Origin of the sequence: Kordiimonas sp. (genome assembly GCF_048260245.1) — a bacterium.
Lineage (GTDB): Bacteria > Pseudomonadota > Alphaproteobacteria > Sphingomonadales > Kordiimonadaceae > Kordiimonas.
This window is the reverse complement of the sequence record NZ_JBLXGZ010000016.1, coordinates 54890-80311: the sequence shown is the minus strand read 5'-3', so window position 1 is coordinate 80311 and position 25422 is coordinate 54890. Positions and strand designations below refer to the sequence as shown.

Below are 25422 nucleotides of genomic sequence, written 5' to 3'. Positions count from 1 at the left end.
CACAGTCGTGCATGGCGTGGTTGGCTTCCCAAGTACCGTGCATGCCCAGCATGCCAAGGAACTGTTTGTCCCGCGCCGGATAAGCGCCTAGCCCCATCAGGGTGTTGGTCACCGGCGCACCGGTCAGGTGGGCAAATTCCGTAAGCAGGGCAGACGCCTCAGGCCCCGCATTGATAATGCCGCCGCCTGTATAAAGGATAGGGCGTTCTGCGCGGGCGAAAGCTTCTGCCGCCGCATGCAGCGCGGCCTCGTCGCCGTCCAGTTGCGGGCGGTAGGTGCGGTGTTCACCGCGCAGGCCTGAGCGCTGGTAAACCGCTTTTTCGATCTGAACGTCTTTTGGCAGGTCAATCACCACGGGACCGGGACGGCCATTGGTGGCAACATAAAAGGCTTCATGGATGATGTCCGGCAGGCGTTCGGTGTCCTTGACCAGATAGTTATGTTTGGTGCAGGGCCGCGTGATGCCAACGGTGTCGGCTTCCTGAAAGGCGTCATTGCCGATCAAATGCCGTGCCACCTGCCCGGTCAGACAAACCACTGGGATAGAATCCAAGAGCGCATCCGTCAGGCCAGTCACCGCATTGGTCGCACCGGGGCCCGAAGTCACCAGCACAACGCCCGGCTTGCCGGTGGACCGGGCATAGCCTTCTGCCGCGTGTACCGCCGCCTGTTCGTGCCGCACGAGGATATGGCGGATTTTATCCTGCTTGAAAATTTCGTCATAGATCGGCAGCACCGCGCCGCCGGGATAGCCGAAGATGACCTCGACACCTAGCTCCGCCAGCGCTTTTAGGATCATTTGCGCGCCACTCAGGGTCGGCGCATCATCTGCCTTCGCATTCGCTTTACCGTTAGCCGGTGTAGTGGTTGTTGCCGTCATCGTTCTATCCGCTTGACTGTTTGTCCTGTATCCTTATCTCGCTTTCCTTCCCGAAGCGCGAGATGGTCTTCGCCACCCAATAACAAGCTACCCCCATGATCACAACGGGCGGCATTATCAGAACGCCAGTTCCCTATAATAGCCAGTTCCCTATAATAGTAAGGGGCGCTACAAGAGCGCCCCTAGGGGTGGGTCTCGTCACAGTTGGAACCGACTTGGGCTGCTGGTTCCAGTATCAGCACCTGGGCTGGCTTGGTGCCGATACCGGTTTTTTAGGTTATGAAAATTACTCAGTCAACGGGTTTTTGATATTTTTATTCACAAAATCCCGGTACTGGCTTTCCGAAAGTTGCGCAGGTAACCTTTGCCATGAAAAAAACTGGTTGCGGAACCATGTCAGTTGCCTTTTGGCAAAACGCCGGGTTTGCATCTTCGCATCCTCCCGGGCTTCATCAAATAGCAGGCTTCCGTCAAGATAGGCGATCAATTGCGGTACGCCCAGCGAGCGCATCACCGGCAGGCTGCGATCAAGCCCGCGTGCCATCAGGGTGCGTACCTCATCCAGTGCGCCCTGCTCCAGCATCGCATCGAAACGGCGGTCACAGCGCTCATACAAAACCTCGCGCGGCGGGTCCAGCACCAGTTTGACCACTTGCCCCCTGTCGTCACAAGGTTTCATCGGGCCGGGCTTTGTGTCCGCCTGCCACATGCTGATCGGCTTGCCGGTTGCGTGATATACCTCAAGCGCGCGGCAGATGCGCTGGCTGTCGCCCGGTGCCAGGCGCTCTGCTGTGGCGGCATCCACTGCCACAAGCTCGCCGTGCAGCATCTCGCTGCCCTCCTCGGCACAGCGGGTGCGGATCATCTGCCGTATATCATGCGGTATGTCTGGTATGGTGGCGATGCCGTCCAGCAGCACTTTAAAATACATGCCGGTGCCGCCGATGATAATCGGCGTCTGCCCGCCTTGCCAGGCGGCTTCTATCTCCGCCACCGCGCGTTCGGCCCAGAAAGCGGCCGAGCAAACTTCAGCGCCGTCCAGAAAGCCGTATAGCCTGTGCGGTGCCTGTGCTTCCTCTTCTTTGCCCGGACGCGCGGTAATCACCCGCAGGTCACGGTAAACCTGCATGCTGTCAGAATTAATGATGACACCGTTAAGATCTTCTGCAAGGCGCAACGACAATGCCGACTTGCCGCTCGCGGTTGGACCTGCAATAAAAAGGGCTCGTTTCAAGGCCACCTCGCCAAAATGATGTCATATGAAGGATGTCTCCCACCATGCATATCGCTTTGACCCTTGTCGTCAACCCCGGCTGTGACATGCCGATTGAAAAGATCGCCGATGATGTGAAAGTTGCGGCGGCCACTGGTGTGGAAACGAGCATTTTGAGCGAAGGCAAGGCGCTTGATCTGGTGTTTGCACATGATGCACAAAAGTGTCCTGATCCTTGCACAGATCCTGCACAGAATCCGGCATATCCTGCACAAAACCTGCCCATATCCGGCACAGTTTTGGCACACAATCCTGCCCTGCGCCGCTCGCTGGACATACCGGGCCTTGACTGGTGCCTGCAGGCGGCGGAAGGCCGGCGCAAGAAACTTATATTGGCCGATATGGATTCTACCATGATTACGGTGGAATGTATTGATGAACTGGCAGATTTTATTGGCCTGAAGGACAAGGTTGCCGCGATCACCGAAGCCGCCATGCGCGGCGAACTTGATTTTGAAGGCGCGCTCACAGAACGGGTTGCGCTTCTCAAAGGCTTACCGCTTCTGGACCTTGAGCGTTGTTATAACGACAGAATTCGCCTTATGGGCGGCGCGCGCGTCTTGGTGCAGACGATGAAAAAACATGGCAGTCATGCGGTTCTGGTGTCTGGCGGCTTCACCTATTTTACAGAAAAGGTCGCCGCTGAGGTTGGCTTTGACGTTCACCGCGCCAACGTGCTCGAGTTTGACGGTGACAGCCTTTCGGGCACAGTCAGGCAGCCGATCTGCGGCGCGCAAACCAAGCTCGACACGCTCGTGGAATTCAAAAGCAAACTGGGGCTTGAGGTGCATGACATCCTTGCGGTCGGCGACGGTGCCAACGATATCCCGATGATCGAAGCCGCAGGCCTTGGCGTGGCTTACCGAGCCAAACCCAAAACCCGTGACGCGGCCGCTGCGGCCGTCAGCCACGGCGACCTCACCAGCCTGCTTTACTTCCAAGGCTACCGTGACGCAGAGTTCGTCACAGACTGAGGCTGCAACCACCCTTGTTGATAACAAAAAAGGGCCGGAAAACCGGCCCTTTTCTTTTTAGTTAGGCGAAGGGTGTGGGGTTTACTCCTCACCCGACACCGCATCGTCATCCATCAATTTAAGTGGAATATGCACCGTATTGCCGCGATAGTTCACCAGCACCAGAATACGGTCCCGACCTGCATCACGCGCTTCGTCGATGATATCCACCACCTCCGACGCGCTTGTGACATCACGCTGGTTGACACTGATGATCACCGTGCCAGGACGAATACGCACACGCGCCGCAGGTGACTGACGAGCCACACGCAGGACGATCACGCCCTCGACACCTTCATCAATCTCATACTGACGACGCAGGCCATCATTGAGGGGCGCAAGTTCCATGCCCTCGACAAGCTGGCGGTCTGCACGCTCGTCAGGCAGGCCGTCACCGTCACTGTCGGTCTGCGGACCAAGTTGGGCAAGCTCCGCTGGCAACTCACCAGTAGTCACTTTCAGCGTCACACGTTCCTCATTACGGATCACGATCACATCGACCGGCTTGCCGATATCGGTGCGTTTCACCAACAGGCTCAGACGGTTGCTGTTTTCAACATCCTGACCGTCCCATTTGATAATGATGTCGCCATCTTTGATGCCGCCGTTCGCCGCCGGGCTGTCAGGTTCGACCCGTGTCACCATCGCGCCTTCGTCCTGCTCAATACCGAGCGAGTCTGCGATTTCCTTGGTCATGGGCTGGATGCCAACACCGAGCCACCCACGACGAACCTTGCCGTGTTCACGCAGTTCACGCATCACCCGTTCCGCATCATTGGACGGGATGGCAAAGCCGATACCCACGTTGCCGCCAGATGGAGAGAAGATTGCGGTATTCACACCAATCACATCACCATCCATATTAAAGAGCGGCCCACCGGAGTTACCCCGGTTGATCGACGCATCTGTCTGGATGAACTCCACATCGTTGGTATTGATACTACGATTGCGCGCTGAGACGATACCGGCCGTGACCGTGCTTGACAGGCCAAACGGGTTGCCGATCGCCATCACCCAGTCGCCAATGCGTTCTTTATCGCTGTCACCCCAGGTTACGAATGGAAACTTCGCCCCGTCCTCTGGTTCGATCTTGAGAACCGCAATATCCGAGAGGGAATCACGACCAAGCAGTTTGGCTGGATACTCGTCGCCATCAGCAAGGATCACTGTAATTTCATCAGCTTCCTCGACCACATGGTTGTTCGTGACCACGATACCCATTGGGTCGACGATAAAACCTGAACCAAGGGACTGCGCCTGACGTGGTTCTGCATCTTCATCCATCCGGTCGCGGAACTGGTCCCAAAGGTCGCCAAATGGCATACCTTCAGGCATATTCGGCATACGGCGACCCTTGCGGGCAGGGATTGTCTGAACCGTTGATATGTTCACAACTGCGGGGGAGAGCTTCTCCACAAGGTCGGCGAAGCTTTCAGGTGCGCCGCGTGCTGCGGCAGGCCTGACAGAGATCATCGCAGCTGCCAGAACCAGCGTGGCAGTCAGCATGATGCGAAGCATGCCTGTCCATTGTCTCGTGTCGATCGCTTTGCTCAAGTTGGTGCTCAAGGCACTACTCCTTTAAATTATTTTCCGTTACTCGCGGTGGCCGGTTATTGGGTCCTCCCCCTCAGAGGGACCGGACCATCCATATCATGGCAACACCTAATGCCGCCAGGGTCAAGCCCATGACGCGGAGCTTTGCGGCGGGTTGCCCCGCGGCTGCGACAAGCAGCTTTTTAAAGCTTTCCGGCATTATGGCATAGGCCGCGCCCTCCAGAAAGAGAGCGAGGCCCAGCCCAACAAATAACATTTCCCAGTTCATTTACTACCGCTTGGATGTGCCGTTTTCATTCATAAACAGTTTGAAAAACTCACTATCCGGCGACAGCACAAGCCGGGTGTCATCTGTGCCGAGCGCTTTTTTGTAAGCTTGCATAGTACGGTAGAATTCGAAGAACTCTTCATCCTTGCCAAACGCTTCTGCAAAAATCTTCACAGCTTTCCCATCCGCCTCACCGCGAATAGTTTGGGACTTGCGCTCAGCTTCTGCAATGAGCTCGGCCACTTGCCTGTCGGCTGTTGCCTGGATTATCACCGCATCACGCTGGCCGCTGGCCCGTTTTTCCATCGCTTCCCGCTGACGCTCTGTTTCCATACGGCGGAAAATGGCCTCGCTGTTTTCTGCTGGCAGATCCACGCGTTTCAGACGCACATCCAACACCTCAAGACCAAAGGTCTTGGCGCGTTCGTTGGTTAGCTCACTGATGCGTGTCATAAGCGCAGCCCGTTGGCCGGATACGGTTTCAGCCATCGGTTCCTGTGCCAACACCTGCCGAACGGTCGACTCCATTGCGTTTTCGAGCAGACTTTCAGCCCCCGCATCCGTACGGGCAGCCTGATAGCGCTTCAGCGGATCAACAATGCGGTACCGCGCAAAACTGTCAACCACAATGCGACGTTGATCGCTTGCCATTACCTGCTGTGGCGGCACGTCGAGGCTCAGGATGCGTTTATCGAGGAAGATAACCTGCTCAACAAACGGCACTTTAAACTTCAAGCCAGGCTCGGTCACCGTGCGTTTGGGCTCACCGAACTTGACCACGATGGCCTGATTACGTTCATCAACCTGAAAAACACTGTTGTAACCGGTAATGACGATTGCACTCAGAAGAACAAGGCCGATTATTCCTTTGGGACCCATGGCTTATTCCCCCCCGCTTTTAGAATTGGATTTTTTGGTGCCTAGCTGGTCAAGCGGCAGATAAGGCACAACACCAGAACCGGCTTTACCGTCAATAACCACTTTATCCATACCGGACAGGATTTCCTCCATCGTTTCCAGATAGATGCGTTTCTTGGTTACATCTCTCGCAGCGACATATTCACTGTAAACCGAGAGGAACCGGGCAGCCTCACCCTGGGCACGCGCGACGGTCTGGGCCCGGTACGCTTCCGCGATCTGGACCATACGGTCTGCCTGACCTTCGGCCTCACGGACGACCTTATTGCTATAGGCATCGGCTTCGTTCTTGAAACGTTGCTGATCTGCCTCAGCACGCTGCACGTCGAGGAAAGCATCTTTCACCTCAGAAGGTGCCTCAGATTCGATAATCTGTACGCGCAGGATATCAACGCCAGCATTATAAGAATCAAGTGTGTCTTCAATACCGTCCAGCGCTTCCTGCTCAAGTTGACCACGGGCCGTTGTAATAATTGGCGTGATGCGGGTTTTCCCCACAATCTCGCGCATGACACTTTCGGACACCGCTTTGATGGTACCCTCCGGATCTTCGAGCTGGAACAGGTAGTTTCCCAGATCCTTGATGCGCCACACGACGTTGAAACGTACATCAACGATATTTTCGTCCTGTGTCAGCATCAGACTTTCGTCAAGGGTCGCAAAGCGCTGACGACCGTTTGCCCGGCGGCTATCCTGCTGGGTACGACTACCAATCGAGACTGCCTTCTCGTCTGTCACGCCGCGAACTTCGACATCCTCGATGATCGGAAAATGGAAATGCGCTCCCGGGCCAGCCGAGTCGACCCATTTGCCAAAGCGCAGGACAACTGCTTGCTCGTTAGTGCCAACGAAATAAACCCCGAAGGCAAGATACAAAATCGCTGCCACCAAAAGCCCAAGCGACGCCATGGGGCCTGCGCCACCCGGCAGCGCAGACTTGATACGCTCCTGTCCTTTGCGGATGTAATCGTCAATATTCGGTGGCTCACCACCGCCACCACCGCGACGCGGACCGTTACCCCAAGGATTGGGACGTCCACCATCGCCGTTATTTTGCCAAGGCATAAAATTCTCCCCTATTGCGCATCAGCGCCTCAGAACTCATCTGTTTCAATGTGAACAGAAAGACCGTGTCTTGCTAGACTATATATGGTACCCCTCCTGCCGCTGCAACGCCTGCAGGACAATTTGGCCCGGTTTTTCGCTGATTTGCGAGGTTTTTATGTCGAATTCCCCAAAAGAGATTTTAAAAAAGGCTGTAGAGGATGCTCTGCACGCCGTCCACACCCCTGATGGACGCTCGATTGTCGCCGCTGGGATCGTCAGTGCTGTAGTAATCGATGGCGACAAGGCCGGTATTATTCTCGACTTTGGCGACACGCCACCGGCGGACATGGAAGCGTTGCGCCTGGGTGTAGAAAAAGCTGCAACCTCGGTAGAGGAAATCAATGCCGCCAACGCCATTGTCACCGCCAACAGAAAGCCCTCACAGGCTGCAGCACCCGCTGCCCCACGAGGCAAAGCGCCGCCAACACCGGTCGAAATTCCCGGGGTGAAACATATTATTGCGGTAGCCAGCGGCAAAGGCGGCGTGGGAAAATCCACCACGTCAGTCAACCTGGCGCTTGCCCTGAAGGCTTTAGGCCTGAAAGTGGGTGTCATGGACGCGGATATTTTTGGCCCCTCCCTGCCGATGCTGATGGGAGTAGATGAGCGCCCTGAGATCAAAAACAAGGTTATCCAACCGCTTGTCGCTCATGGGATCAAGCTGATGTCCATCGGCTTTCTGATTGATGTTGACCAACCCGTGGTATGGCGTGGCCCGCGCGTCATGGGAGCAACGCAGCAGTTGTTGCGCGACGTGGCCTGGGGGCCACTGGATGTGCTTGTCGTCGATATGCCGCCCGGTACTGGTGACGTGCAGCTTACCATGGTGCAACAGGCACCGCTTACCGGGGCTGTGATTGTCACCACACCGCAGGATCTCGCCCTTATTGACGCCCGCAAGGGCCTCGCGATGTTCCGCAAGGTTGATGTGCCCATTCTCGGCATCATTGAAAATATGAGCACTTTCATCTGCCCGCACTGCGGTGAGGCCTCGGATATCTTTGGCCACGGCGGCGCGCAGGAAACAGCCAACGTCCTGGGATGCTCTTTCCTTGGCGGCATTCCGCTGGAGATGAGCGTGCGACAAAACGCCGATGCAGGCACACCGGTCATCATGCAGGAACCTGACGGACAACCAGCCCGCGCTTATCACGCCATCGCCGGCCAGATCGCCAAAAGCCTAACGCGGTAGTATCCGGTTTCGCGTCTCAGCAAGGAAGAATGGCTCCACGGCGAATCGCAGATGACCAGACGCGCTAATCACGACTTGCGGTCATAGGTGACAAACCCGTACGCTGGGGTCTCGCCTTCGGCTGGAAAGTCCCTGCGTTCAGTCTCCCGCCACTCTGTTGTATCAAAGACCGGAAAAAAGGCGTCGCCATCAACCTCAAGGCCAACTTCTGTAACATACAGACGGTCAGCGTGTGGCAAGGCCTGCTGGTAGATCTGTGCCCCGCCCACGATCATGACCTCGTCCACCGTCTCCGCCAGTTCGATGGCGCGTTCAAGCGAATAAGCCACGTCCACGCCATCTGTATGCCAAGCCGTGTCGCGGGTTACCACAATAGTCCGTCGCCCCGGTAACGGCCGGCCGATACTATCAAACGTCTTTCGCCCCATGATCATCGGCTTCCCCATGGTCACGGCCTTGAAATGCTGGAGATCCGCCGGCAAGTGCCACGGCAGGTCATTGCCCTTGCCAATCGCACGATTAGATGCCATCGCCACAATCATTGATATCACAGCCTTATACTCCTTACTGAACTGAACTTTATATCATGCCATCGTCATCGTCTGAATTCATGGGCTCTTCAAGTGGCAGGTGCGCGCGCATGACGGTTCCCACATCTTCCGTACTGGCAACACTGATTTTACCCTCCATACGGTCAACCAACTCCCGACAAATCGCGAGACCCAGCCCCACGCCCCCATGACGGCGCGACAAGGCAGCGTCAACCTGCGTGAAACGGTCAAAGAGCGTGTCCTGCTTCTCCTGCGGAATGCCAATACCTGTGTCGTGCACCTCCAACAGCCAACCAGGCCGGCCACTGGGAAAGGGTTCGGGGCGCAGTTTTATGGTCACGCTACCCTGGTTGGTGAATTTGATAGAGTTGGAAGCGAGGTTGATCAGGATCTGGCGAAGACGCAGCTCATCACCATATATTTTATCCGGCATATTATCCGCAAACTCGGTCTCAAGTTTGATGCCTTTCACTGACGCCTGCTGATTGAGCAGAGCAATCGCCCCTTCGGCCAGAAGTCGCGTTGACAACACTTTATGTTCAATGCGGATTTTACCAGCTTCAAGTTTCGCGAGATCAAGAATGTCGTTGATAATCGATAGGAGATGCGTGCCGCTGGAATTGATATCCCGTGCGTATTCTACATAGCGCTTGTCGCCAATGCTCCCAAGCGCTTGCTCCTGCAGCAGCTGGGAAAAGCCCAGAATTGCATTCAGGGGAGTACGCAACTCGTGACTCATGGTCGCCAGAAATTCGGACTTCGCCCGGTTGGCAGTCTCTGCCGAGCGGCGCGCCTCTTCAACGTCCCGGTTAAGGTTTTGCAGCAGCTTGTAGTGCTGCTCCAGCTCTTCGTGCGCCTCCTTAAGCGCACGTGTTCGCCGGTTCACGATCTCTACAACCCGCTTGGCACGCTGTGACTGCGACCAGACGATAAAGATCACCAGTGCGGTCAGTACAACACTGACCCCGGCAGTAAGGAAAGCCGCGCTATAGTCAACTTTGAAACCAATGTAATGGGCCCATGGCGTAACCTGCCACGTATACGCACCAACCTGCATATCCTGCGCACTAACCCAAGGCCGCGGTGTGTCTGACGGCATACCCTCGTCTGAAAGTTTCCAGTCAATGATCTCGACACGTTGCCGACGATCGCCATCCGCCCATTGCGATAAAAAACTCGCATTCAGACCAACAAGGCGGTCTGCCTCAAGCGCGAACCGTGCCATTTTTGGCAAATCAATCAGTTGCACGACCAGACCACTGGCATTTTCGCGACTTCGCCGGAACGGAAAAGCCAGTAAAACGCAGCCTGTTTCCTTTGCCCCATGCTTCGGCAACAAGATGCCGCCCGGACGATCCAGCCTCAGCATTTCCTCGAAAAAGGCATTCAGGTCGGCATGTGCTCCGAGGTTGACCCCCTTCCAACGCTCCTGCTGTTTAAGATCAGATGACCAGGCGTAAAGCAGCGGAAACTTTCGCGCGTCCTGATAGGCGGCTGAAGCCGGTTCAATCGCAGACTTAAGTTGATAGGCCCCGGCATACTTGGAACGCGCATAACCAAGATAACCTGCCTCGCTATCCTCGTTAACCGCTATAACGACGCCAACCAGCTTACGGTTGCGGTGTAGTCCGCTTGATGTAGAGACCAGCCTTTCGAAGGTTTCGGCATCAAAATCCTCATAGGCTTCGTAGTAGCGAAACAAATCCTCGGAGGCGTCAAGTCCATGATCAAGCTCGTTCTTGATCCGGTTGACATAGAGCGCCGCTGTTGATTCAAACCGGGCACGGGCTTCTTCATTGGCAGAGCGTACACTTTCACGGGTTGCAGACCAGGAGAGAATCGCGCCGATAGCCGTGACCGCAACCAGCAGCGCGATTTGACGAAAGTCTATATCATTTTCCCGTGCCACGGATTCGGCCCCTTTCGCCTAAACCGCTACAGCAGCCTTGATATGCGGATGAGGGTTGTAATCATCAATCCGGATGTCATCAAATGTGAAAGAATACAGATCGTCAATGACCGGATTCAGCCAAAGCTTTGGTAGCGGATGCGGCTCGCGACTGATTTGCAGGTCTGCCTGCTCCAGATGATTACTGTAGAGATGTGCGTCGCCAAATGTGTGTATAAAATCGCCAACCTCAAGCCCGGTTACCTGTGCCATCATATGTGTCAGCAAAGCATAGGAGGCAATATTGAAAGGCACACCAAGGAAGACATCCGCACTACGCTGATAGAGCTGGCAGGAAAGTTTACCGTCCGCAACATAGAACTGAAATAGACAGTGACATGGAGGCAGGGCCATATTGTCCACATCCGCAACATTCCAGGCCGAGACGATAAGCCTGCGACTGTTGGGGTTATTCTTGATCTGCTCAATAAGGGCTGTGATCTGGTCTATCTTGCGGCCGTCCGGTGTCGGCCAACTGCGCCACTGGTGTCCATAAACCGGCCCGAGATCGCCTTTCTCATCGGCCCAGTCATCCCAGATAGAGACACCATTATCCTTGAGGTATTTGATATTGGTATCGCCTGCAATGAACCATAGAAGCTCGTGAATAATCGACTTCAGGTGCAGCTTTTTGGTTGTTACTAAGGGAAAACCGTCTGCAAGCTTGAACCGCATCTGATGACCAAAGACGCTATAGGTTCCTGTGCCGGTGCGATCACCACGATAAACTCCCTCATCGCGGATACGTTGAAGCAGCTCAAGATATTGCCGCATGTTGCCCCCTGATACAGCCAGACTTGTGAAATAATGTACACCAAAGCTATAGGACGACCACCGCCCGGAGGCAATAGCCGGGGCACAGGTTGGCAAAAATAGAGCAGTCTAACGTCCAGTCGGTCAGCCACACAGCTTACGGCAGCGGCGCTATTGCAACAGGGGTGGTCCATGCAAATGCACGTCGCGGCCAGCGTGGCGGCGTAATATTTCAAGCGCGCGCCGTTCCTGTTCCTGACTTCCGGTGCGAACCCACAACAATAATCCGCCCAGCGATTTTTCCGCCTGAATACGCGCCCGCCTCTCGCTAACGAGTTTGGTCACATAGAACCCAGCACCAACCACACCCAGAGCCCCCAATCCGACAATCAAAACAATCGCTTCCCAGGTCCCAAGCCCATGGCCTGCGGCAAAAGCAGCTCCCGCCAATAGCAACAGGTAAAGTGGTGTCAATACAGCCACCATCGTGATTCCGGTACGGCTGTTATTGTCATCCACTGGCTCACGCGGCACTCCGGCGTTATCCTCCAGGTCCGCCGTGTCAAAAACCGGCTGATGAATGGCCGCCGCCACCTCTTCCGGAGGGACAGGCCGGGATATGGCCGCGTTTGAAAAACCGTGGCTTTCCAGATCATCCACAGCGGCCTGCATATTCTCTTCGGTGTCAAAAAGGGCGACTGCTTCGCGCAGATTGCCGCGGGGACCGGTCTCATTCGACCATTCCCAATGCCCTTGTTCCTTCATGATCAGATCTCCTCTCAATTAGTCACAAGTCGGAACTATTATGACATAAACCGGCCTTTGACTCGAATCAGAAAAATAAAGCCCCGGCGCGATAGGGCTTTAAATTGCCGCAAACTATGCTTATATCCGTCTTGCTGGTTTTCCAGCTATGGCGATAAACGGCGCGTTGAGTACGTATTGCGGACCCGGGGGCAGTGCCCGGCGCCTCCACCAGGAACGGCCAGAGAGAGAAATTCTGACCTTTGCTGACGGGGGCGAACCAGGATCGACGTGTATCGAAAGATGTTTGCTTTTCGCCCAGGATGGCACCGCTGTAATGGGCCACCATTAATAAATGCTAACGACAACAACGTCGAGTTCGCTGTTGCTGCGTAAGCAGTCACACGAACTACATTTATAAATTCCTGATAGTTGACTCTATCAGGTGGGGGTTGGGCCACCTAGCAACAGAACGGCCCACTTTATCCCCCCACGCTTCTAATATGCTGACCCGAATAAGAACCGCCGAGCGCGGGTCACCACACCCGGCTCGGCGGTCTAATTCCCTGTTCAGGGTCCTGAAATCCGAACAGAGATACCAGAGTCTTCAAAATTCTAGCAGTAGTTCACCTGCGCCTCGATTTCATCGCACGCACCAACAATCATCGCCTGGGTCTCGGCGTAGGTCAGTGCAAACATGATATCCGCGTAAGGGAGGCCGACAACCGCATACAAAAGGCGGGCCACGGCCTGCTCAATCACTGAACGCCGTGCATTCGAGCCGATGGCGGTGATGGCATCTCCGGGGGGAGCCCCTATCGCGAACTCCACGCGCTCAACAATGGCTTCGACCTGTGCGGGATCAAGCTGTGCAAACAGGAAAAATATCTGGTCCGCCACTTTGTTAACGATGGAGGGCTCCGAGAGCCCATTCTGTGCATCGGCAATAGTCATACCGCAATCTCCCACTGCTCTTCCCGCAGGCACGGCGTATACAACACACTGCCCGCAATTTTCCGGTTGCGCGCGACCGTCTTATAATCACGCCTGTTCAGATCGATAAGAAACGCCAGAATAACTTCTTCATCAGTTACCGTGGGAAGGCCCAGTGGGGTTACATCCCAACCGGCTTTCAAAATAGTTGGGAAAAGCACCATGCTGGCAACACAACTCACTTTCTCGATCGCGTTCGCAAGAGCGTATTCGTAGAGTCCGCAAATCAGCTCAGAGGCTGTTTTGTCCCGCTCCAACATCATGTGCCGGCCGGTCAGGCTGTAAAATCGTGATATTTCCCATGTCGTCTCGCCCGCCGGTACGCCGTCAGCGCAGAGACCTGAGAATAGTTCACTCATCAGGTGAGGTTTTGTCGTGGGCAGTAGCCGCATTCCGCCTTTAAGTCTGCCCGCGTCATCTATGCACAGAAGATATACAGTATCGAGACGGTCAAACTGGTCGCGCTCCACACCATCGGCACAATCCAGGCTCCATCCCATTTTCTCTACAAAGACGTCATAGCGTTGCTGCCACATCTGTCGCAGATAACTTTTATACTCGCCCCTGTTATGAGCACTCACAACGTGGATCATATCAGCCCCCCTGCTTGCTTCGGTGGCTTGATGATCTGAAATCCCGCTGCAGGTCGCTATCGGCTAATCAGACTAGGTTTTTTTGATAGATTGCGTAAAATTTACTTAAAGTAGTAATTGCTGGACAAAAAGGCTTTGACAATAGCCTGCAGACGCGTGTGAACGCCCAGCTTTCGTTTTGCATTTTCGATATGCGCATGCACCGTTCGCTCGGCAATACTCAAGATGCCGGAGATCTCCCAATCGGTTTTTCCCGATGATGCCCACTTTAGACATTCCAACTCCCGCGGGCTGAGATCCCGGCGGGGCATGCCGGTAAAGCTGTTGTCTTCCCCTAGCTTGACGGCACAGTCATGCATGTAAACGCCCATCAAATACAAGGCATGCTCCACTGCGGGGTCATTTTGATGGAATTCGCCAACGACGTTGACGGCACCCGGATAAGCCCCCACAACATGAATGGGGACGGTCACGCCATACACCAGTCCCGCGTCCTCCGCTTCATCAAAGAACCGTTGCTGATCACTGGTGCGGCCATTAACCACGGTATCGTGATCCCAGTTGAAGGGCATACTGGAACCAAGTGAAACCTGCAGAATACGATCGATCCGATCATATTTTTTGTCGAGATAATACTTCGTCCAGTCTTCGGGATAGTGTGCGAGAAAGACAGCATCCTCCGGTAGCGCGTCAAACTCGAGACAGGAAACGCATGCATAATTCGCAAAGCCGAGTTTTTCTGCAGCCGCTTGAAAAAGCCGGCCCAAAAGGTCAAGGTTATCAGCCTTTTTTGCCGCCTCAATGAACTCGAGTGCAACCTGAAAGCTCTGAAGATCGCCCAATGTTACCCCGTCCCCTGATTGGCGGCCCATACCCGCCGTCCCCAAGCTGCCCGATGACCAAAGCGCATGAAACTGCACCCACTACCGATGTTCGGACAGGTCGAACCTTACAGCAACCGATGTAAGCTGCCTCATTTTATAAACCGGAGCGTGCGCCTCAGTAAATCAAATTGCTAAGAAAAGCTTTTACCACGGCCTGTACCCGTGAATTTACCTCCAGTTTAGCCTTGGCGCTTTCTATGTGATTGTGAACAGTTCGTTCAGCGATCGAAATGATGCTGGATATCTCCCAATCGGTTTTGCCCGCAGCAACCCATTGCAAACATTCGCGCTCCCTTGGCGTCAGCCTGATAAGGGGGCGCGTCTCGCGACCCTCCTTTTTAGCCAGGCGGAGAGCGGCATCATGTAAATAGACTCCCATCAAGTGAACAGAATGTTCTGCCGCAGACGTGATATCACGTGCGTGCCCAATGACATTGACCGTACCAGGGAAAGCTCCAACAATATGGACGGGTACAGTTATTCCATAAAGCAAGCCATCTGATGCCGCGGGATCAGGGTCATCCTTCATGCTCAGAATGGTGCCGGAGCTATCCCAACTGAACGGCATGTGTTCCTTCAGCGAAACCTGCAAAACCCGGCTTGCACGACCAAAATGTTCCTCAAGATAATAATTGGACCAATCTGAAGGATAGTCGGCCAGAAACACAGCGCCTTCAGGCATTGCCCCAAACTCCACTGAGGAGATACAGGCATAATGCTCAAAACCCAATTGGCGGTTCGTCGCCTGAAACGCTTCTCCCAGCGCTGTCAGGCTTTTCGCCCTTTTTGACTTGTCGATAAAATCCATCGCCAGTCTAAAATATTCGAGTTCCGTGGACACCTGATACACTCTACCCTACCTCAAGCCTGTCAGCAGCAACGCCATCCACCCCAGATAGAAGCGGCTGCAATAGGAAACACCAAAAAGGCACTTCGTTTGGATATGTAAGCCGATGTAAACCATAGCCTATTTTTATTCACCATAGCGTTAGTATCCTACAACCCAAACAAGTCTTTTTGCACCGTGCTGCTTTTTTTTCGTGCTTTTGTGGCACACTTTGTTTGCCAGATATGCTATCTGCGCTGGAGAAACTCTGATTTTCCCCTTCACCCCGTGACACCTTGGCACTATAAGAACCGAAAACCGTATGTATTGTAACGGGAGCTAGGCTCGGTATGTCTGAAACCTACATCGACTATGACGCTAAAGTGCAGGATGCCCTGCGCGGCGTTGTGCGTGCTGTACTTAAAGATACAGAAAAAGATGGCCTTATGGGTGAACACCATTTCTATATCGCCTTCAAAACACAGGCCGAAGGCGTGGATATTCCCGCTCACCTTGTCAGCCGCTTTCCCGAGGAAATGACCATTGTGCTGCAGCACAAATTCTGGGGCCTGAAGGTTGAGGAAGATCATTTCATGGTTGGACTTTCTTTTAATCAGAAGCCGGAGCACCTGCGTATTCCGTTTGATGCGGTTGTCGGTTTTGTCGACCCCAGTGTTCAGTTTGCCCTTCAGTTTCATGAGGACGCCGAGTTCGAAGACGACGACGGCGAACCGGACCAACATGATGAAGCGTTCGACAAGGATATCACCGCCGATTATGACGACGCGGCGCCCACGCCCGACAATCAGGACGAGCCAGACAATCCTCAAGGCGACAAGCCCGAGCCAACAGGCGGCGACAATAATGTCGTCACGCTCGACGCTTTCCGCAAAAAATAACGGCCAACAGCTCCTGTGGTGGGCGCTTGCGCCCTTCACACACTGTGATATCCGACCTTCCGCATATGCGAACAGCAGAATAATGAGGCATCCTTCATGAGCGACTGGACATACAGCGACCTGTTCCAGCTGGGCAAAGACAAAACCACCTATCGCAAGCTAACATCCGATCATGTTTCAACGATCGAGGTAGATGGCCGCGAGATCCTCAAGGTAGATGACAAGGCACTTGAACTCATTGCCCGCAAAGCCATGGCGGACATTGCACATCTGCTGCGTACCAGCCACCTTGAGCAACTCGCCAGCATCCTCAAGGACCCCGAAGCCAGCGAAAACGACCGCTTTGTTGCCAAGGAACTGCTCAAGAATGCCAATATTGCCGCTGGCCGCGTGTTACCAAGCTGTCAGGACACCGGTACAGCCATCATTGTTGGTACCAAGGGCCAGCATGTCTGGACCGACGGCAGTGACGCAGCACCCCTGACAAGAGGGGTGATGGGTACCTATACCGAGACTAATCTGCGCTATAGCCAGATGGCACCCTTGTCCATGTACAAGGAAGTGAACACCAAGAACAACACCCCGGCGCAGATCGATATCCACGCCAGTGAAGGTAATGAATATAAGTTCCTGTTCCTCGCCAAAGGTGGCGGCAGCGCGAACAAAACCTTCCTCTTTCAGCAGACGCCAGCAACCCTGCGAGAAGACCGCATGCTGGCCTTCCTTGAAGAGAAGATCAAAACGCTCGGCACTGCAGCCTGCCCGCCCTACCACCTTGCCATTGTCATCGGCGGTCTGTCGGCGGAGCAGAATTTAGCCACGGTCAAAAAAGCCTCCGCGCGTTACTATGATGAACTGCCAACTGAAGGCGATGCGTCAGGCCGGGCCTTCCGTGACGTTGACATGGAACAGCAGATCCACCAAATGACCCAGCAGATGGGCATCGGTGCGCAGTTTGGCGGTAAATATTTCTGCCATGACGTGCGGGTCATCCGGCTGCCGCGTCATGGCGCCAGCTTGCCTGTGGGCATCGGTGTGTCATGCTCGGCAGACCGCCAGGCCAAAGGCAAGATCACCAAGGACGGCGTGTTCCTTGAGCAGCTTGAGACCGACCCTGCGCGCTTCATGCCCGACGTGGAGCACGACCACCTGTCGCAGGAAGTGGTCAAGATTGATCTTAACCGCCCGATGAAGGATATTCTCGCGACGCTGACGCAATATCCGATCAAGACGCGGCTAAGCTTATCCGGCACCATCATTGTGGCGCGCGATCTGGCGCACGCCCGCATTCAGGCCATGCTGGAAGACGGCGCGGAAATGCCCGCCTATTTCAAAGATCATATCATCTATTATGCTGGTCCTGCCAAAACACCGGAAGGTTATGCCTCGGGCTCGTTCGGCCCGACGACCGCCGGCCGCATGGACAGCTATGTCGGCCCGTTCCAGAAACTGGGTGGCAGCATGATCAGCCTTGCCAAGGGTAACCGCTCCCGCGATGTGACCAAGGCGTGCCATGAAAATGGTGGTTTTTACCTAGGCTCCATCGGCGGCCCGGCAGCTATTTTGGCTAAAAACAATATCCGCAAGGTGGAAGTCCTGGACTTTGAAGACCTCGGCATGGAGGCGGTATGGCGCATTGAGGTTGAAGACTTCCCTGCCTTTATCGTTGTCGACGACAAGGGTAATGATTTTTTCAAGAACCTCTAGGCAAAAGGGCATACACATTGCAGGCCACCATTCGACAGGCGACACGCGCGGATGCCACAGCGGCTTACAGCCTGGTGTGCGCCCTCGCTGACCATGAAAATGCAGCTGATTACCTCAAAATAAGCGAAGCCGGTTTTACCGCGGCGGCGTTCGGCGAAACGCCCGCCTTTCATGTTCTGATCGCCGAACATGAAGGCCAGCCGGTCGGGATTGCGACCTATATCACGCGTTTTCATATCTGGACCGGCAGTACCATCATTGAGCTGGATGACCTCTATGTCAGCCCAGCCGCCCGGGGCCTTGGCATCGGCACCAGCCTGCTGAAAGCGGTGGGCAAAATCGGCAAAAAGATGAAAGCACCGGTGAAATGGCAGGTCAACACCGACAACACAGGTGCCATCAACCTCTACAAACGCATGGGCGCAGATTATGCCGAACGCGGCATATGCTTCTGGCGGCCTGAAAATATCTGCTAATTCCCCAGCACTGCCTGTTTCGCTGCCGCAATCGCCCTGAGCGAGCGGTCAACATCTGCCTCGGTCGTGCGCCAGCTTGAAACACTGATGCGGATCGCGTGCCTGCCTTTCCATACCGTGGGGCCAAACCAGCATTCGCCGGATGCTTCCACATGGGCGCGAATGGCGGCCAGTTGCTCAGCCGTGCCGATGGTGGCCACAACCTGATTAAGCACCACGTCATTGAGCACATCAAAACCAAGCGCCTCAAGGCCGCTGGCAAAACGCCGTGCATGGGCGCAGCAACGGGCGATCATATCAGTCACGCCGTCGCGGCCCAGTGTCCTGAGGGCGGCCCATACTTCCACACCACGCGCCCGGCGGGAAAACTCCGGCACCATATCCTTGGGTGCGTAGGCGCCATCTTCACGGAAATAGGGCGCAACCGTCGCCATCGCCTGCTGCAACATTTGCGCATCGCGGCAGATCACCACACCGCAGTCATAGGGCGTATTGAGCCATTTGTGTGCATCGGTCGCAAAACTGTGCGCCTGCTCAACGCCTTCGAACAGCGCCGCATGTTCTTTGAGAAGCTTGCCCCACAGACCGAAAGCACCGTCCACATGCACCCATGCTCCAGCTTTCTCCGCCCGCCGCGCGATGCCCCCAATCGGGTCAATCGCGCCGGAGTTCACGTTGCCAGCCTGCGTGCATACAATGCTCATATCATCTAGCGCAGGCAACTGATCAAGCCGCATGGCGCCATTGGAGTCTGTCGGCACACGGGTTACCCTGCCTTTGCCAAAACCAAGCATGGCAAGGGCTTTCTCCACCGTGACATGTACCTCTTCGGACACAAGCACCCTGATTTCCGGCGCGCCATATAGCCCCTGCACTTCAACGTCCCAACCTTTACGGGACAAAAGTGCTGTGCGCGCCGCCGCAAGGCCGGTGAAGTTGGCCATGGTCGCCCCTGTTGTCATGCCCACGCCACCGTCAGCCGGCAAGCCCAAAATATCGAGCAGCCAGCGGTTCGCGACAGTCTCGACCTTCACGGCAGCGGGAGAGTTCATTTCCGAAGACGGGCTTTGGTCCCATGCAGTGGCCAGCCAGTTGGCGGCGGTGCTTGCGGGCAGTGCACCGCCAACCACAAAGCCAAAATACCGTGCGCCGGTGGTGGCGGTCGTGGCTGGGCTACCGGCGCTGTGCAATAGTTCCAGCGTTGCTACCGCGTCCTCACCGGTCTGAGGCAAAGCTTCATCGAATGCACCCAGACCTTCACGCGCTTCAGCGCCCGGGAACACCGGCATGTTCAGCACCTGAGCAAGATACTCCTGCGCCAGCGCGGCGGCGGTTTGCAGTTCCTTTTTATAGGTTCCGTCCATGTCAGATTTCCTCGCGTATCGCCATTTTAAACCGGTTGATGGCATCCTCATCCCGGCGGTAAAAGACCCAGCCCTTTTTGCGGGTGGGAATGATGAACCCGGCGTCCGTCAGCACCTTCAGATGCCGCGCAGCGGTTGGTTGGCTTACCGCAAGACGCTCGGTCAACCAGTTAGCGCAGACACCGTCCACCTTCAGATCACCATCTACCTGCGGCGGGAAGTTACCCACCGGGTCTTTCAAAAGCTCCAGCACCAACAGGCGCTTGTCGCTGGCCAGCGCTTTAAGTCCGGCCTCAACATTTAGAATCATAGCCATATAGCTAAATTGCTATATAACTATTCATTATACAAGCGAGAATTGCTGACCTTCATCAGAAGGCTCGCTTAAGCGTTTCTGTTTACTCGGGCTTTTCAAGGACGAAGGGGGAAGACGCCATGGAATGGCCGTTCACAAAAACTTCTACAAGATGCTCCCCGGCATAATACCGCCGCGTCGTTATAGGCTTGATGACATGACGCTTGGCGGCGGACAGCCGCGACGTGTTCATTTTGGTATCTTTCCACTTGAAAACCTTTGGCGTGCGCTCGCCACCAGCTTTCACGAAATGAATGGCATAATCAAGCATCAGGGGTTTGCCTGCCGCATCGCCTTTCAGATCGATTTCAAACTCAAGCGCTTCACCATAGGTAACATGCGGTGTTTTAATGGTCAGCGCGCACGACAGACCATCAAGCGGCGTATAGCCAAATGCATCAAGCGCCCCCGTGTGACCGGCCTTGATAAGCGTGCGGCACGCATGCCGCAGCAGCCGTTCACGGTCTCGGCCCGCGCCCTGTATCCAGTCTGACGCAATTGCACTGACATGATCAGGGTGGTCTTTGGCGATATCATTGAGACTGTTGGCAACAGACCGCCGTACATACTCCTCCGGGTCATCGCGCAGCGCAGCCAGAAACGGCATGATGGGCGTAGGGTCCACGACAAAGTCATGCAGGCGAATACCCCACGGCAACCGCGGACGAGTGCCTTCACTCACCAACCGTCTTACATGCCGGTTTCTGTCCTCGACCCAACCGTTCAGGACAGAGAGCGTATAGTCGCGGTGCGAAACCAGAAACGGGCGAATGGCAAATTCCGCAGTGAAACGTTTGGTCACTTCCTTCAGCAGCGGCAACGCCTTCTCTGGCTCAGCAATACCACGTTTGCCGACAAGTTCGGTCACCGGCCAGGCAGCAAACCCCATCAAACCGCTACCGTCAAAGCTCAGTCCCTCGCCGCTCGGATCTTCGCTTTTATGCAAACTTGCCAGCACCCTATCAGCGAACACATCGAAGTCAGTCGGCAGGGTCGCATCCAGCGCCCGCATGATCTGTTCCACCCTCGCCTTGAGTTCCAGCCGTTCAAGGCCGTCGGTCGCGATCTCCGTGAAACGGGCCTGATCAAACCCGGCATCATCTCGGCTGAAAATCGCTGCTGTCTGTTCTATAAGGGTTTCATTGAAGTAATTTTTCAGTGGCTCCACAGGGAAATCCTATCCTCGCACATTTTTGTTCTTTTTTTGTTCTTATTGTGAAGTCAGGCTTCCGTCAAGCAGCTTGACGCAAAAGCGCACGAGTGCAACATGGGCGCATGTATGACCTTTCAGACGCCAAGCTTGAAAAGCACTCAGTGACCCTCGCAGGCCACCGCACGTCCATTTCGCTCGAGGTTTGTTTCTGGCGGCACCTGCGGCGCATTGCGCAGGGACGCGGCCTCTCGGTCAATGAACTCGTGCGCCAAATTGATGAAGCACGCGATGGCTCGCTCTCTGGTGCCATCCGCGCCTTTGTTCTTCAATCTCTTGAGCGGGAACAGCGAGGAGATTAAGTCCCGCTGTCGTTTTTCTCTTTCTGCTCCTGAGCTTTTCGTCTTGCCTCTTCCTCATTGCGCTTTTGTTCTTCCTGCTGCTCCTTGAGTTTATTCAGAAAGCCAAACGCACGGCCAAATACAGCACCCGCCGGATTTTCCGTCACCTGCCCGTTATCACTCTCGCGGCTCTGCTGTTCCTTGAATATCGCGCCTCTAAGCTTGCGTTCGATACCCGACAGAACAAAACTTTCAAGCGCACGGCTGGTCCAGTTGGCGGACGGGTTGTTGAGCGCGCCAGAGTATTTCACCGGAATAACCGGCGCGTCCTCAGGGCTGGTGAGGTTAAGGTTTCCCTTGAGGTCCAGCAGGCTTTGCGGGAAGTTTACCTGCCCGTCAAGATCAAGTGCGCCCCATGGCCCCGCAGCAGTGAACGCCTCCACCAGCGCTACGCCGCTATCCAGTGTAAAGCTGGTCTCAAGTTTGGCATAGCTGGTTGTTCCCTGCCTCAGGAAACCTCCAATCGATGACAGAAAAGCAGTCGGTGTATCCGCCTGCGACATCTGGCGCACAAGTGATGGCACACTGAGGAAATTAAGCGCACCAGCATTGCCGGTAATCTTGCCCTGACCGCGCAGGCCAGACACCATCGCCTCGGGCGTCTCGCCCGCCGCCTGAAAATCCAGCACAAAGGACGCGGTGCCATTGGCGATCTTGCCAAACCCTTCCGACAGCAGCAATGCTGCAATGTCAAAGTCCTGAAGGTTGATCTTGCCGTTCATCTTTGGTGTGCCGTCAAGCGTCAGGTCCACCGCGAAAGTCGCGGGGTTCCCATTCAGCTTTGCCGAAGTTCCAAGGTCAATGCGGATCAGGCCATCACCCGCTGTAATCGCGGCATTTGGCGCCGCCAGGCGCTGCCCGGCCAGGGTGATGCCATCAAGATCAATGTCCACCTGACCGGTATAGCCGCTCAACTGCTCAAACCTGAAAGGTTCTGGGGCTTGCGGGGCAGTCGCGCGTTTTTTAGCGTTGCCCATCAGGTTTTCAACCACAAAACCTGCGCCGCGCAGCTTGCCGAACAACCGCTGTTTGCTGTCGGCACCCACATTGCCTGCAAGCTGGGCATCGCCGTTCCTGATATCCAGCGATTCGACCGACCATGCAGCATCCGCAAGGGTCACATTGGCGGCGATACGCAGCGGCGCATTAGGCGACGGCATGGTCAGCATAGGCAGGAACTTGTGGGCTGCTGTCTTCGCCGTCGGATGATCATAGCTGATCTGCCATGTGCTTTTGGGATCAGCCTGCTGACCCTTAGCCAACATCTGACCGCCAGCAAGGCTACCGTTGGCTTCAACAGCCATCGCGCCGCCGCTGGCTTGCCCGATGCTGAAGCTTAGGTTCGCCGGGGCTGCACCCTTGAATTCAAACCCGGTCAAGACTGCCAATGGTGCGAGATCATTATGTTTGAGCGTGCCGCGCATATCATAGCTAACCGGCTTATCTGCCGAGTAGGAGACCATGCCGTTAACAGTCAGTTTCTTGGCATCACCCTTCTCGGCATTGGCAGTGACATAGAGTTTTGAGAGCGGCCCCTGCATGCGCACGTTCGCGTTGAGGCCATTCAGTGCCGCTGCCCGGATATACTCCTGCATATCCGGCATCACAGCATTCACGAAAGGAAAAGACCAAGACGTGACCGACGCTTGGGTATCCATTTCCCAATTGTCGGAAACTACCTTCACCTTGGATGAGACCTGCAAGGCACCGGTACGGTTTTTAAGATGAAAACTGGACAGGGAAATCTCGGCACGTGAAAGTTCAAGGTTGACCCGTGCATCCTGGAAAGACTGCCCGGACCACTGAAGCGCCCCGGCCCGCAGTGCCACTTTGGTTGGCCGTGCGGGAAAGCTTTGCAGCAGTGAAGGCGCTGGCAACACTATCGGTTCATCGTTATTTTCCGGCAGATAGGCGTCGAGGTTAATATTGTCAGCGGTGAGCGCGACGCTGGCGGGCCATGCCTCGGTATAATCACCACGCACTTCACCGCTGAGGTTGGTCGTATCCAGCCGACTTTGGATGCCGGTAACTTCCCAACTGGCAGGTGACAGCGTAACCGTCGCGTCCAGATCGGCGGTAGCCAGACGCCCGACAGGCAACTGCCCTGCCGGGTCATACCCGGCCCAGCGCAGGAGGTCTGGCAGGTTGCCCGACGAAACCGTCAGCGTGCCTTTGCCGGTTTTATTCATGCCGACGCGTCCAAGAAAAACGAGGTTTGTCGCGCCTGGCAGCAAGGCTTGCAGGTCGCTTACAAACGGTCCGCTGTCATTAACCCCAACAGCGAAATCCACCTGCTGGATAATATCCCCCTGTGTTTGAATACCTTCAATTGTCACATCCACGGTGCCAAATACCGGTAAGTCGCTCATGCTATCAGTTTTGCCGACTGCTTCGGCCTGCTGAGCTTGCGGCGCTGTTTCCGTCGCTGCCAGCCAAGGAGCCAGGTCAACAATACCCAGCGACAGAGTGCCCCCCACGTGCGTTTTGCCGCCGCGCGGTGCGAGTGTGAGATCCATCCGGCCATGTGTGTCGCCAATGTGCAGTGTGCGGGAGGTCGCCTTGGTCACGCCAGATGTGCGTTCTACCTGCACATCAAGGGCAAATGCCTGCTCAGGGAGCGCCACCGCGCTGCCCTCACCCGTTGCAAGGCTTTGAATTGCCGATACGAAACTACTGAATTCCGCGCCCTGAACCTGCAAGCGCCCGGTAAATCCGTCGTGATCCAGACGACCTGATAGATCGGCATCACCACCGCGAATGCCGATGTCGGCCTTGACCGACATGATGTCACCATCCGCTCCGGGCCGCAGTTTGCCCGACGTTGTTACTCGCTCATCACCTGTGGTGAAACCGCCTTCCCATTCAAGCGGCCCCGATGGCAACGTGCCGGAGAGCTCAAGGTTTATGCCGCTGATCTGGCGCTTGCCGCCATCTGCAAACATAATAGTGACCGCGCTGTTCGACAGCGACAACCTGTCCATCTGAACGGGGGCGCTGCTCTCCTCCGCCTGCCCGTCACTTTCTGGCCAGCCGCGCAAGCCAATGCTGCCGTCCGTGCGCTCTTCCAAGGTTACAGCGATACCGCGCAGGCCCAAGTGCTGCACTTCAAGCTCTCCCCTGATCAATGCACCAAGGCCAAGGCTCGCCTCAATGAGTTCAGCGGTCGCGACGGGGTCAATCGCGCTTTCCTGTGCGGGTAACAGCCTAACTGATTCGGCGGACATGGACGGACGCGGGAGTATGCCCAAGCGAATGTCCCCGGCGAGCTCAACACGCATGCCGAGGCGGGATGAAACCAATTCAGCCAATTTACCGCGATACTGATTCCAGTCGAGAAAGCTGAGGACGGCCGATGTCAAAATGACCAGGGCGGCAAGCGACCCCACTACCCATAAAACAATCCGTCCCGGCTTTCCAATTTTCATTCGACCTCTCCGTTTCAATAAAGAGTGCGCATTAGAGCACAGGATTGCAAGCGTGAGTGCTGATACGAACATATCAATGGGGCAGCCATGGGGCGAATTTTCTTAACCTTTTTGAAAAGCCACACTAAGGTTCAAAATCAAATTTTGA

24 protein-coding genes and 1 other RNA gene are annotated in these 25422 nt (G+C 55.3%); 7 read left to right on the top strand and 18 right to left on the bottom strand.

Going from position 1 to position 25422, the window contains the following annotated elements; all coding sequences use genetic code 11:
• Both ACN0VM_RS10270 and miaA read right to left on the bottom strand, forming a co-directional pair.
• Positions 1-880 (bottom strand): thiamine pyrophosphate-binding protein (locus tag ACN0VM_RS10270; RefSeq protein WP_417450790.1); only part of this gene is annotated, 880 nt, incomplete at its 3' end.
• A gap of 286 nt (positions 881-1166) precedes the next feature.
• Positions 1167-2120, bottom strand: coding sequence for a tRNA (adenosine(37)-N6)-dimethylallyltransferase MiaA (gene miaA, locus ACN0VM_RS10265; protein WP_417450789.1), 954 nt, complete (start codon positions 2118-2120; stop codon positions 1167-1169).
• Positions 2121-2158: 38 nt separating this feature from the next.
• On the opposite strand from miaA, the gene serB reads away from it, so the two are divergent.
• Entirely contained in the window at positions 2159-3127 is a 969-nt protein-coding gene (serB, locus tag ACN0VM_RS10260; protein ID WP_417450788.1) for a phosphoserine phosphatase SerB, read from the top strand.
• A gap of 81 nt (positions 3128-3208) precedes the next feature.
• On the opposite strand, the gene ACN0VM_RS10255 is transcribed toward serB, so the two are convergent.
• The 4 genes from ACN0VM_RS10255 to hflK all read right to left on the bottom strand — a co-directional run bounded on the left by ACN0VM_RS10255 (position 3209) and on the right by hflK (position 6971).
• Positions 3209-4732, bottom strand: coding sequence for a Do family serine endopeptidase (locus tag ACN0VM_RS10255; protein ID WP_417450787.1), 1524 nt, complete (start codon positions 4730-4732; stop codon positions 3209-3211).
• 61 nt (positions 4733-4793) lie between these two features.
• Entirely contained in the window at positions 4794-4988 is a 195-nt protein-coding gene (locus ACN0VM_RS10250; RefSeq protein WP_417450786.1) for a DUF2065 domain-containing protein, read from the bottom strand.
• A 3-nt stretch (positions 4989-4991) separates the two neighbouring features.
• Positions 4992-5867: a protease modulator HflC gene (gene hflC / locus ACN0VM_RS10245; protein ID WP_417450785.1), complete on the bottom strand. Its 876-nt coding sequence runs from the start codon at positions 5865-5867 to the stop codon at positions 4992-4994.
• Between the two features lie 3 nt (positions 5868-5870).
• Positions 5871-6971: an FtsH protease activity modulator HflK gene (gene hflK / locus ACN0VM_RS10240; protein ID WP_417450784.1), complete on the bottom strand. Its 1101-nt coding sequence runs from the start codon at positions 6969-6971 to the stop codon at positions 5871-5873.
• Between the two features lie 157 nt (positions 6972-7128).
• Between hflK and ACN0VM_RS10235 the strand changes: the two genes are divergently transcribed.
• A complete protein-coding gene (locus tag ACN0VM_RS10235; RefSeq protein WP_417450783.1) occupies positions 7129-8205 on the top strand; it encodes a P-loop NTPase in 1077 nt (358 codons plus the stop codon).
• Positions 8206-8273: 68 nt separating this feature from the next.
• Here ACN0VM_RS10235 and ACN0VM_RS10230 read toward each other — a convergent pair whose 3' ends face one another.
• The 4 genes from ACN0VM_RS10230 to ACN0VM_RS10215 all read right to left on the bottom strand — a co-directional run bounded on the left by ACN0VM_RS10230 (position 8274) and on the right by ACN0VM_RS10215 (position 12222).
• Positions 8274-8756 (bottom strand): dihydrofolate reductase, encoded by a 483-nt coding sequence (locus ACN0VM_RS10230; RefSeq protein ID WP_417450782.1) that lies wholly within the window; start codon positions 8754-8756, stop codon positions 8274-8276.
• Positions 8757-8784: 28 nt separating this feature from the next.
• Positions 8785-10665, bottom strand: coding sequence for an ATP-binding protein (locus ACN0VM_RS10225; RefSeq protein WP_417450781.1), 1881 nt, complete (start codon positions 10663-10665; stop codon positions 8785-8787).
• A gap of 18 nt (positions 10666-10683) precedes the next feature.
• Positions 10684-11478: a thymidylate synthase gene (locus ACN0VM_RS10220; protein ID WP_417450780.1), complete on the bottom strand. Its 795-nt coding sequence runs from the start codon at positions 11476-11478 to the stop codon at positions 10684-10686.
• Positions 11479-11628: 150 nt separating this feature from the next.
• The gene (locus ACN0VM_RS10215) at positions 11629-12222 is read right to left on the bottom strand and encodes a hypothetical protein (protein ID WP_417450779.1); all 594 of its coding nucleotides are present in this window, start codon (positions 12220-12222) and stop codon (positions 11629-11631) included.
• A gap of 94 nt (positions 12223-12316) precedes the next feature.
• Between ACN0VM_RS10215 and ssrA the strand changes: the two genes are divergently transcribed.
• Positions 12317-12683: a transfer-messenger RNA gene (gene ssrA / locus ACN0VM_RS10210) on the top strand.
• A 133-nt stretch (positions 12684-12816) separates the two neighbouring features.
• On the opposite strand, the gene ACN0VM_RS10205 is transcribed toward ssrA, so the two are convergent.
• The 4 genes from ACN0VM_RS10205 to ACN0VM_RS10190 form a co-directional block, all read right to left on the bottom strand.
• Positions 12817-13155 (bottom strand): hypothetical protein, encoded by a 339-nt coding sequence (locus ACN0VM_RS10205; RefSeq protein WP_417450778.1) that lies wholly within the window; start codon positions 13153-13155, stop codon positions 12817-12819.
• On the bottom strand, positions 13152-13787 hold the full coding sequence (locus ACN0VM_RS10200) for an acyl-homoserine-lactone synthase (RefSeq protein WP_417450777.1): 636 nt from the start codon (positions 13785-13787) through the stop codon (positions 13152-13154). Before ACN0VM_RS10200 ends, ACN0VM_RS10205 begins: the two co-directional genes overlap by 4 nt.
• 101 nt (positions 13788-13888) lie before the next feature.
• On the bottom strand, positions 13889-14659 hold the full coding sequence (locus ACN0VM_RS10195; protein ID WP_417450776.1) for a LuxR family transcriptional regulator: 771 nt from the start codon (positions 14657-14659) through the stop codon (positions 13889-13891).
• 127 nt (positions 14660-14786) lie between these two features.
• The gene (locus tag ACN0VM_RS10190) at positions 14787-15512 is read right to left on the bottom strand and encodes a helix-turn-helix transcriptional regulator (RefSeq protein ID WP_417450775.1); all 726 of its coding nucleotides are present in this window, start codon (positions 15510-15512) and stop codon (positions 14787-14789) included.
• A 335-nt stretch (positions 15513-15847) separates the two neighbouring features.
• Here ACN0VM_RS10190 and ACN0VM_RS10185 point away from each other — a divergent pair, with 335 nt between their 5' ends.
• The 3 genes from ACN0VM_RS10185 (at position 15848) to ACN0VM_RS10175 (ending at position 18579) form a co-directional block, all read left to right on the top strand.
• Positions 15848-16396 carry an SspB family protein gene (locus ACN0VM_RS10185; protein WP_417450774.1) on the top strand — a complete coding sequence of 183 codons (549 nt, stop codon included), beginning with the start codon at positions 15848-15850 and terminating at the stop codon, positions 16394-16396.
• A gap of 96 nt (positions 16397-16492) precedes the next feature.
• Positions 16493-18103 (top strand): fumarate hydratase, encoded by a 1611-nt coding sequence (locus ACN0VM_RS10180; RefSeq protein WP_417450773.1) that lies wholly within the window; start codon positions 16493-16495, stop codon positions 18101-18103.
• A 17-nt stretch (positions 18104-18120) separates the two neighbouring features.
• The gene (locus tag ACN0VM_RS10175) at positions 18121-18579 is read left to right on the top strand and encodes a GNAT family N-acetyltransferase (RefSeq protein WP_417450772.1); all 459 of its coding nucleotides are present in this window, start codon (positions 18121-18123) and stop codon (positions 18577-18579) included.
• On the opposite strand, the gene ACN0VM_RS10170 is transcribed toward ACN0VM_RS10175, so the two are convergent.
• From ACN0VM_RS10170 to ACN0VM_RS10160, 3 genes are all read right to left on the bottom strand, one after another.
• Positions 18576-19943, bottom strand: a complete 1368-nt coding sequence (locus tag ACN0VM_RS10170) for a pyridoxal phosphate-dependent decarboxylase family protein (protein WP_417450771.1) — start codon at positions 19941-19943, stop codon at positions 18576-18578. The two genes, ACN0VM_RS10175 and ACN0VM_RS10170, sit on opposite strands and share 4 nt — an antisense overlap.
• Position 19944: 1 nt before the next feature.
• Positions 19945-20259, bottom strand: coding sequence for an ArsR/SmtB family transcription factor (locus tag ACN0VM_RS10165; protein WP_417450770.1), 315 nt, complete (start codon positions 20257-20259; stop codon positions 19945-19947).
• 82 nt (positions 20260-20341) lie between these two features.
• On the bottom strand, positions 20342-21466 hold the full coding sequence (locus ACN0VM_RS10160; protein WP_417450769.1) for a DNA alkylation repair protein: 1125 nt from the start codon (positions 21464-21466) through the stop codon (positions 20342-20344).
• 107 nt (positions 21467-21573) lie between these two features.
• On the opposite strand from ACN0VM_RS10160, the gene ACN0VM_RS10155 reads away from it, so the two are divergent.
• Positions 21574-21810, top strand: a complete 237-nt coding sequence (locus ACN0VM_RS10155; RefSeq protein WP_417450768.1) for a ribbon-helix-helix domain-containing protein — start codon at positions 21574-21576, stop codon at positions 21808-21810.
• On the opposite strand, the gene ACN0VM_RS10150 is transcribed toward ACN0VM_RS10155, so the two are convergent.
• A complete protein-coding gene (locus ACN0VM_RS10150; RefSeq protein ID WP_417450767.1) occupies positions 21807-25274 on the bottom strand; it encodes an AsmA family protein in 3468 nt (1155 codons plus the stop codon). The genes ACN0VM_RS10155 and ACN0VM_RS10150 overlap by 4 nt on opposite strands.
• Positions 25275-25422 lie beyond the last annotated feature (148 nt).

Bases quoted from the DNA above. Each gene is read 5' to 3' on its own strand.
- serB (WP_417450788.1), top strand. From the start codon at position 2,159: ATGCATATCGCTTTGACCCTTGTCGTCAACCCCGGCTGTGACATGCCG.
- ACN0VM_RS10250 (WP_417450786.1), bottom strand. From the start codon at position 4,988: ATGAACTGGGAAATGTTATTTGTTGGGCTGGGCCTCGCTCTCTTTCTG.
- hflC (WP_417450785.1), bottom strand. From the start codon at position 5,867: ATGGGTCCCAAAGGAATAATCGGCCTTGTTCTTCTGAGTGCAATCGTC.
- hflK (WP_417450784.1), bottom strand. From the start codon at position 6,971: ATGCCTTGGCAAAATAACGGCGATGGTGGACGTCCCAATCCTTGGGGT.
- ACN0VM_RS10235 (WP_417450783.1), top strand. From the start codon at position 7,129: ATGTCGAATTCCCCAAAAGAGATTTTAAAAAAGGCTGTAGAGGATGCT.
- ACN0VM_RS10220 (WP_417450780.1), bottom strand. From the start codon at position 11,478: ATGCGGCAATATCTTGAGCTGCTTCAACGTATCCGCGATGAGGGAGTT.
- ACN0VM_RS10215 (WP_417450779.1), bottom strand. From the start codon at position 12,222: ATGAAGGAACAAGGGCATTGGGAATGGTCGAATGAGACCGGTCCCCGC.
- ACN0VM_RS10205 (WP_417450778.1), bottom strand. From the start codon at position 13,155: ATGACTATTGCCGATGCACAGAATGGGCTCTCGGAGCCCTCCATCGTT.
- ACN0VM_RS10200 (WP_417450777.1), bottom strand. From the start codon at position 13,787: ATGATCCACGTTGTGAGTGCTCATAACAGGGGCGAGTATAAAAGTTAT.
- ACN0VM_RS10195 (WP_417450776.1), bottom strand. From the start codon at position 14,659: ATGGGCCGCCAATCAGGGGACGGGGTAACATTGGGCGATCTTCAGAGC.
- ACN0VM_RS10185 (WP_417450774.1), top strand. From the start codon at position 15,848: ATGTCTGAAACCTACATCGACTATGACGCTAAAGTGCAGGATGCCCTG.
- ACN0VM_RS10180 (WP_417450773.1), top strand. From the start codon at position 16,493: ATGAGCGACTGGACATACAGCGACCTGTTCCAGCTGGGCAAAGACAAA.
- ACN0VM_RS10170 (WP_417450771.1), bottom strand. From the start codon at position 19,943: ATGGACGGAACCTATAAAAAGGAACTGCAAACCGCCGCCGCGCTGGCG.
- ACN0VM_RS10165 (WP_417450770.1), bottom strand. From the start codon at position 20,259: ATGGCTATGATTCTAAATGTTGAGGCCGGACTTAAAGCGCTGGCCAGC.
- ACN0VM_RS10155 (WP_417450768.1), top strand. From the start codon at position 21,574: ATGTATGACCTTTCAGACGCCAAGCTTGAAAAGCACTCAGTGACCCTC.
- ACN0VM_RS10150 (WP_417450767.1), bottom strand. From the start codon at position 25,274: ATGAAAATTGGAAAGCCGGGACGGATTGTTTTATGGGTAGTGGGGTCG.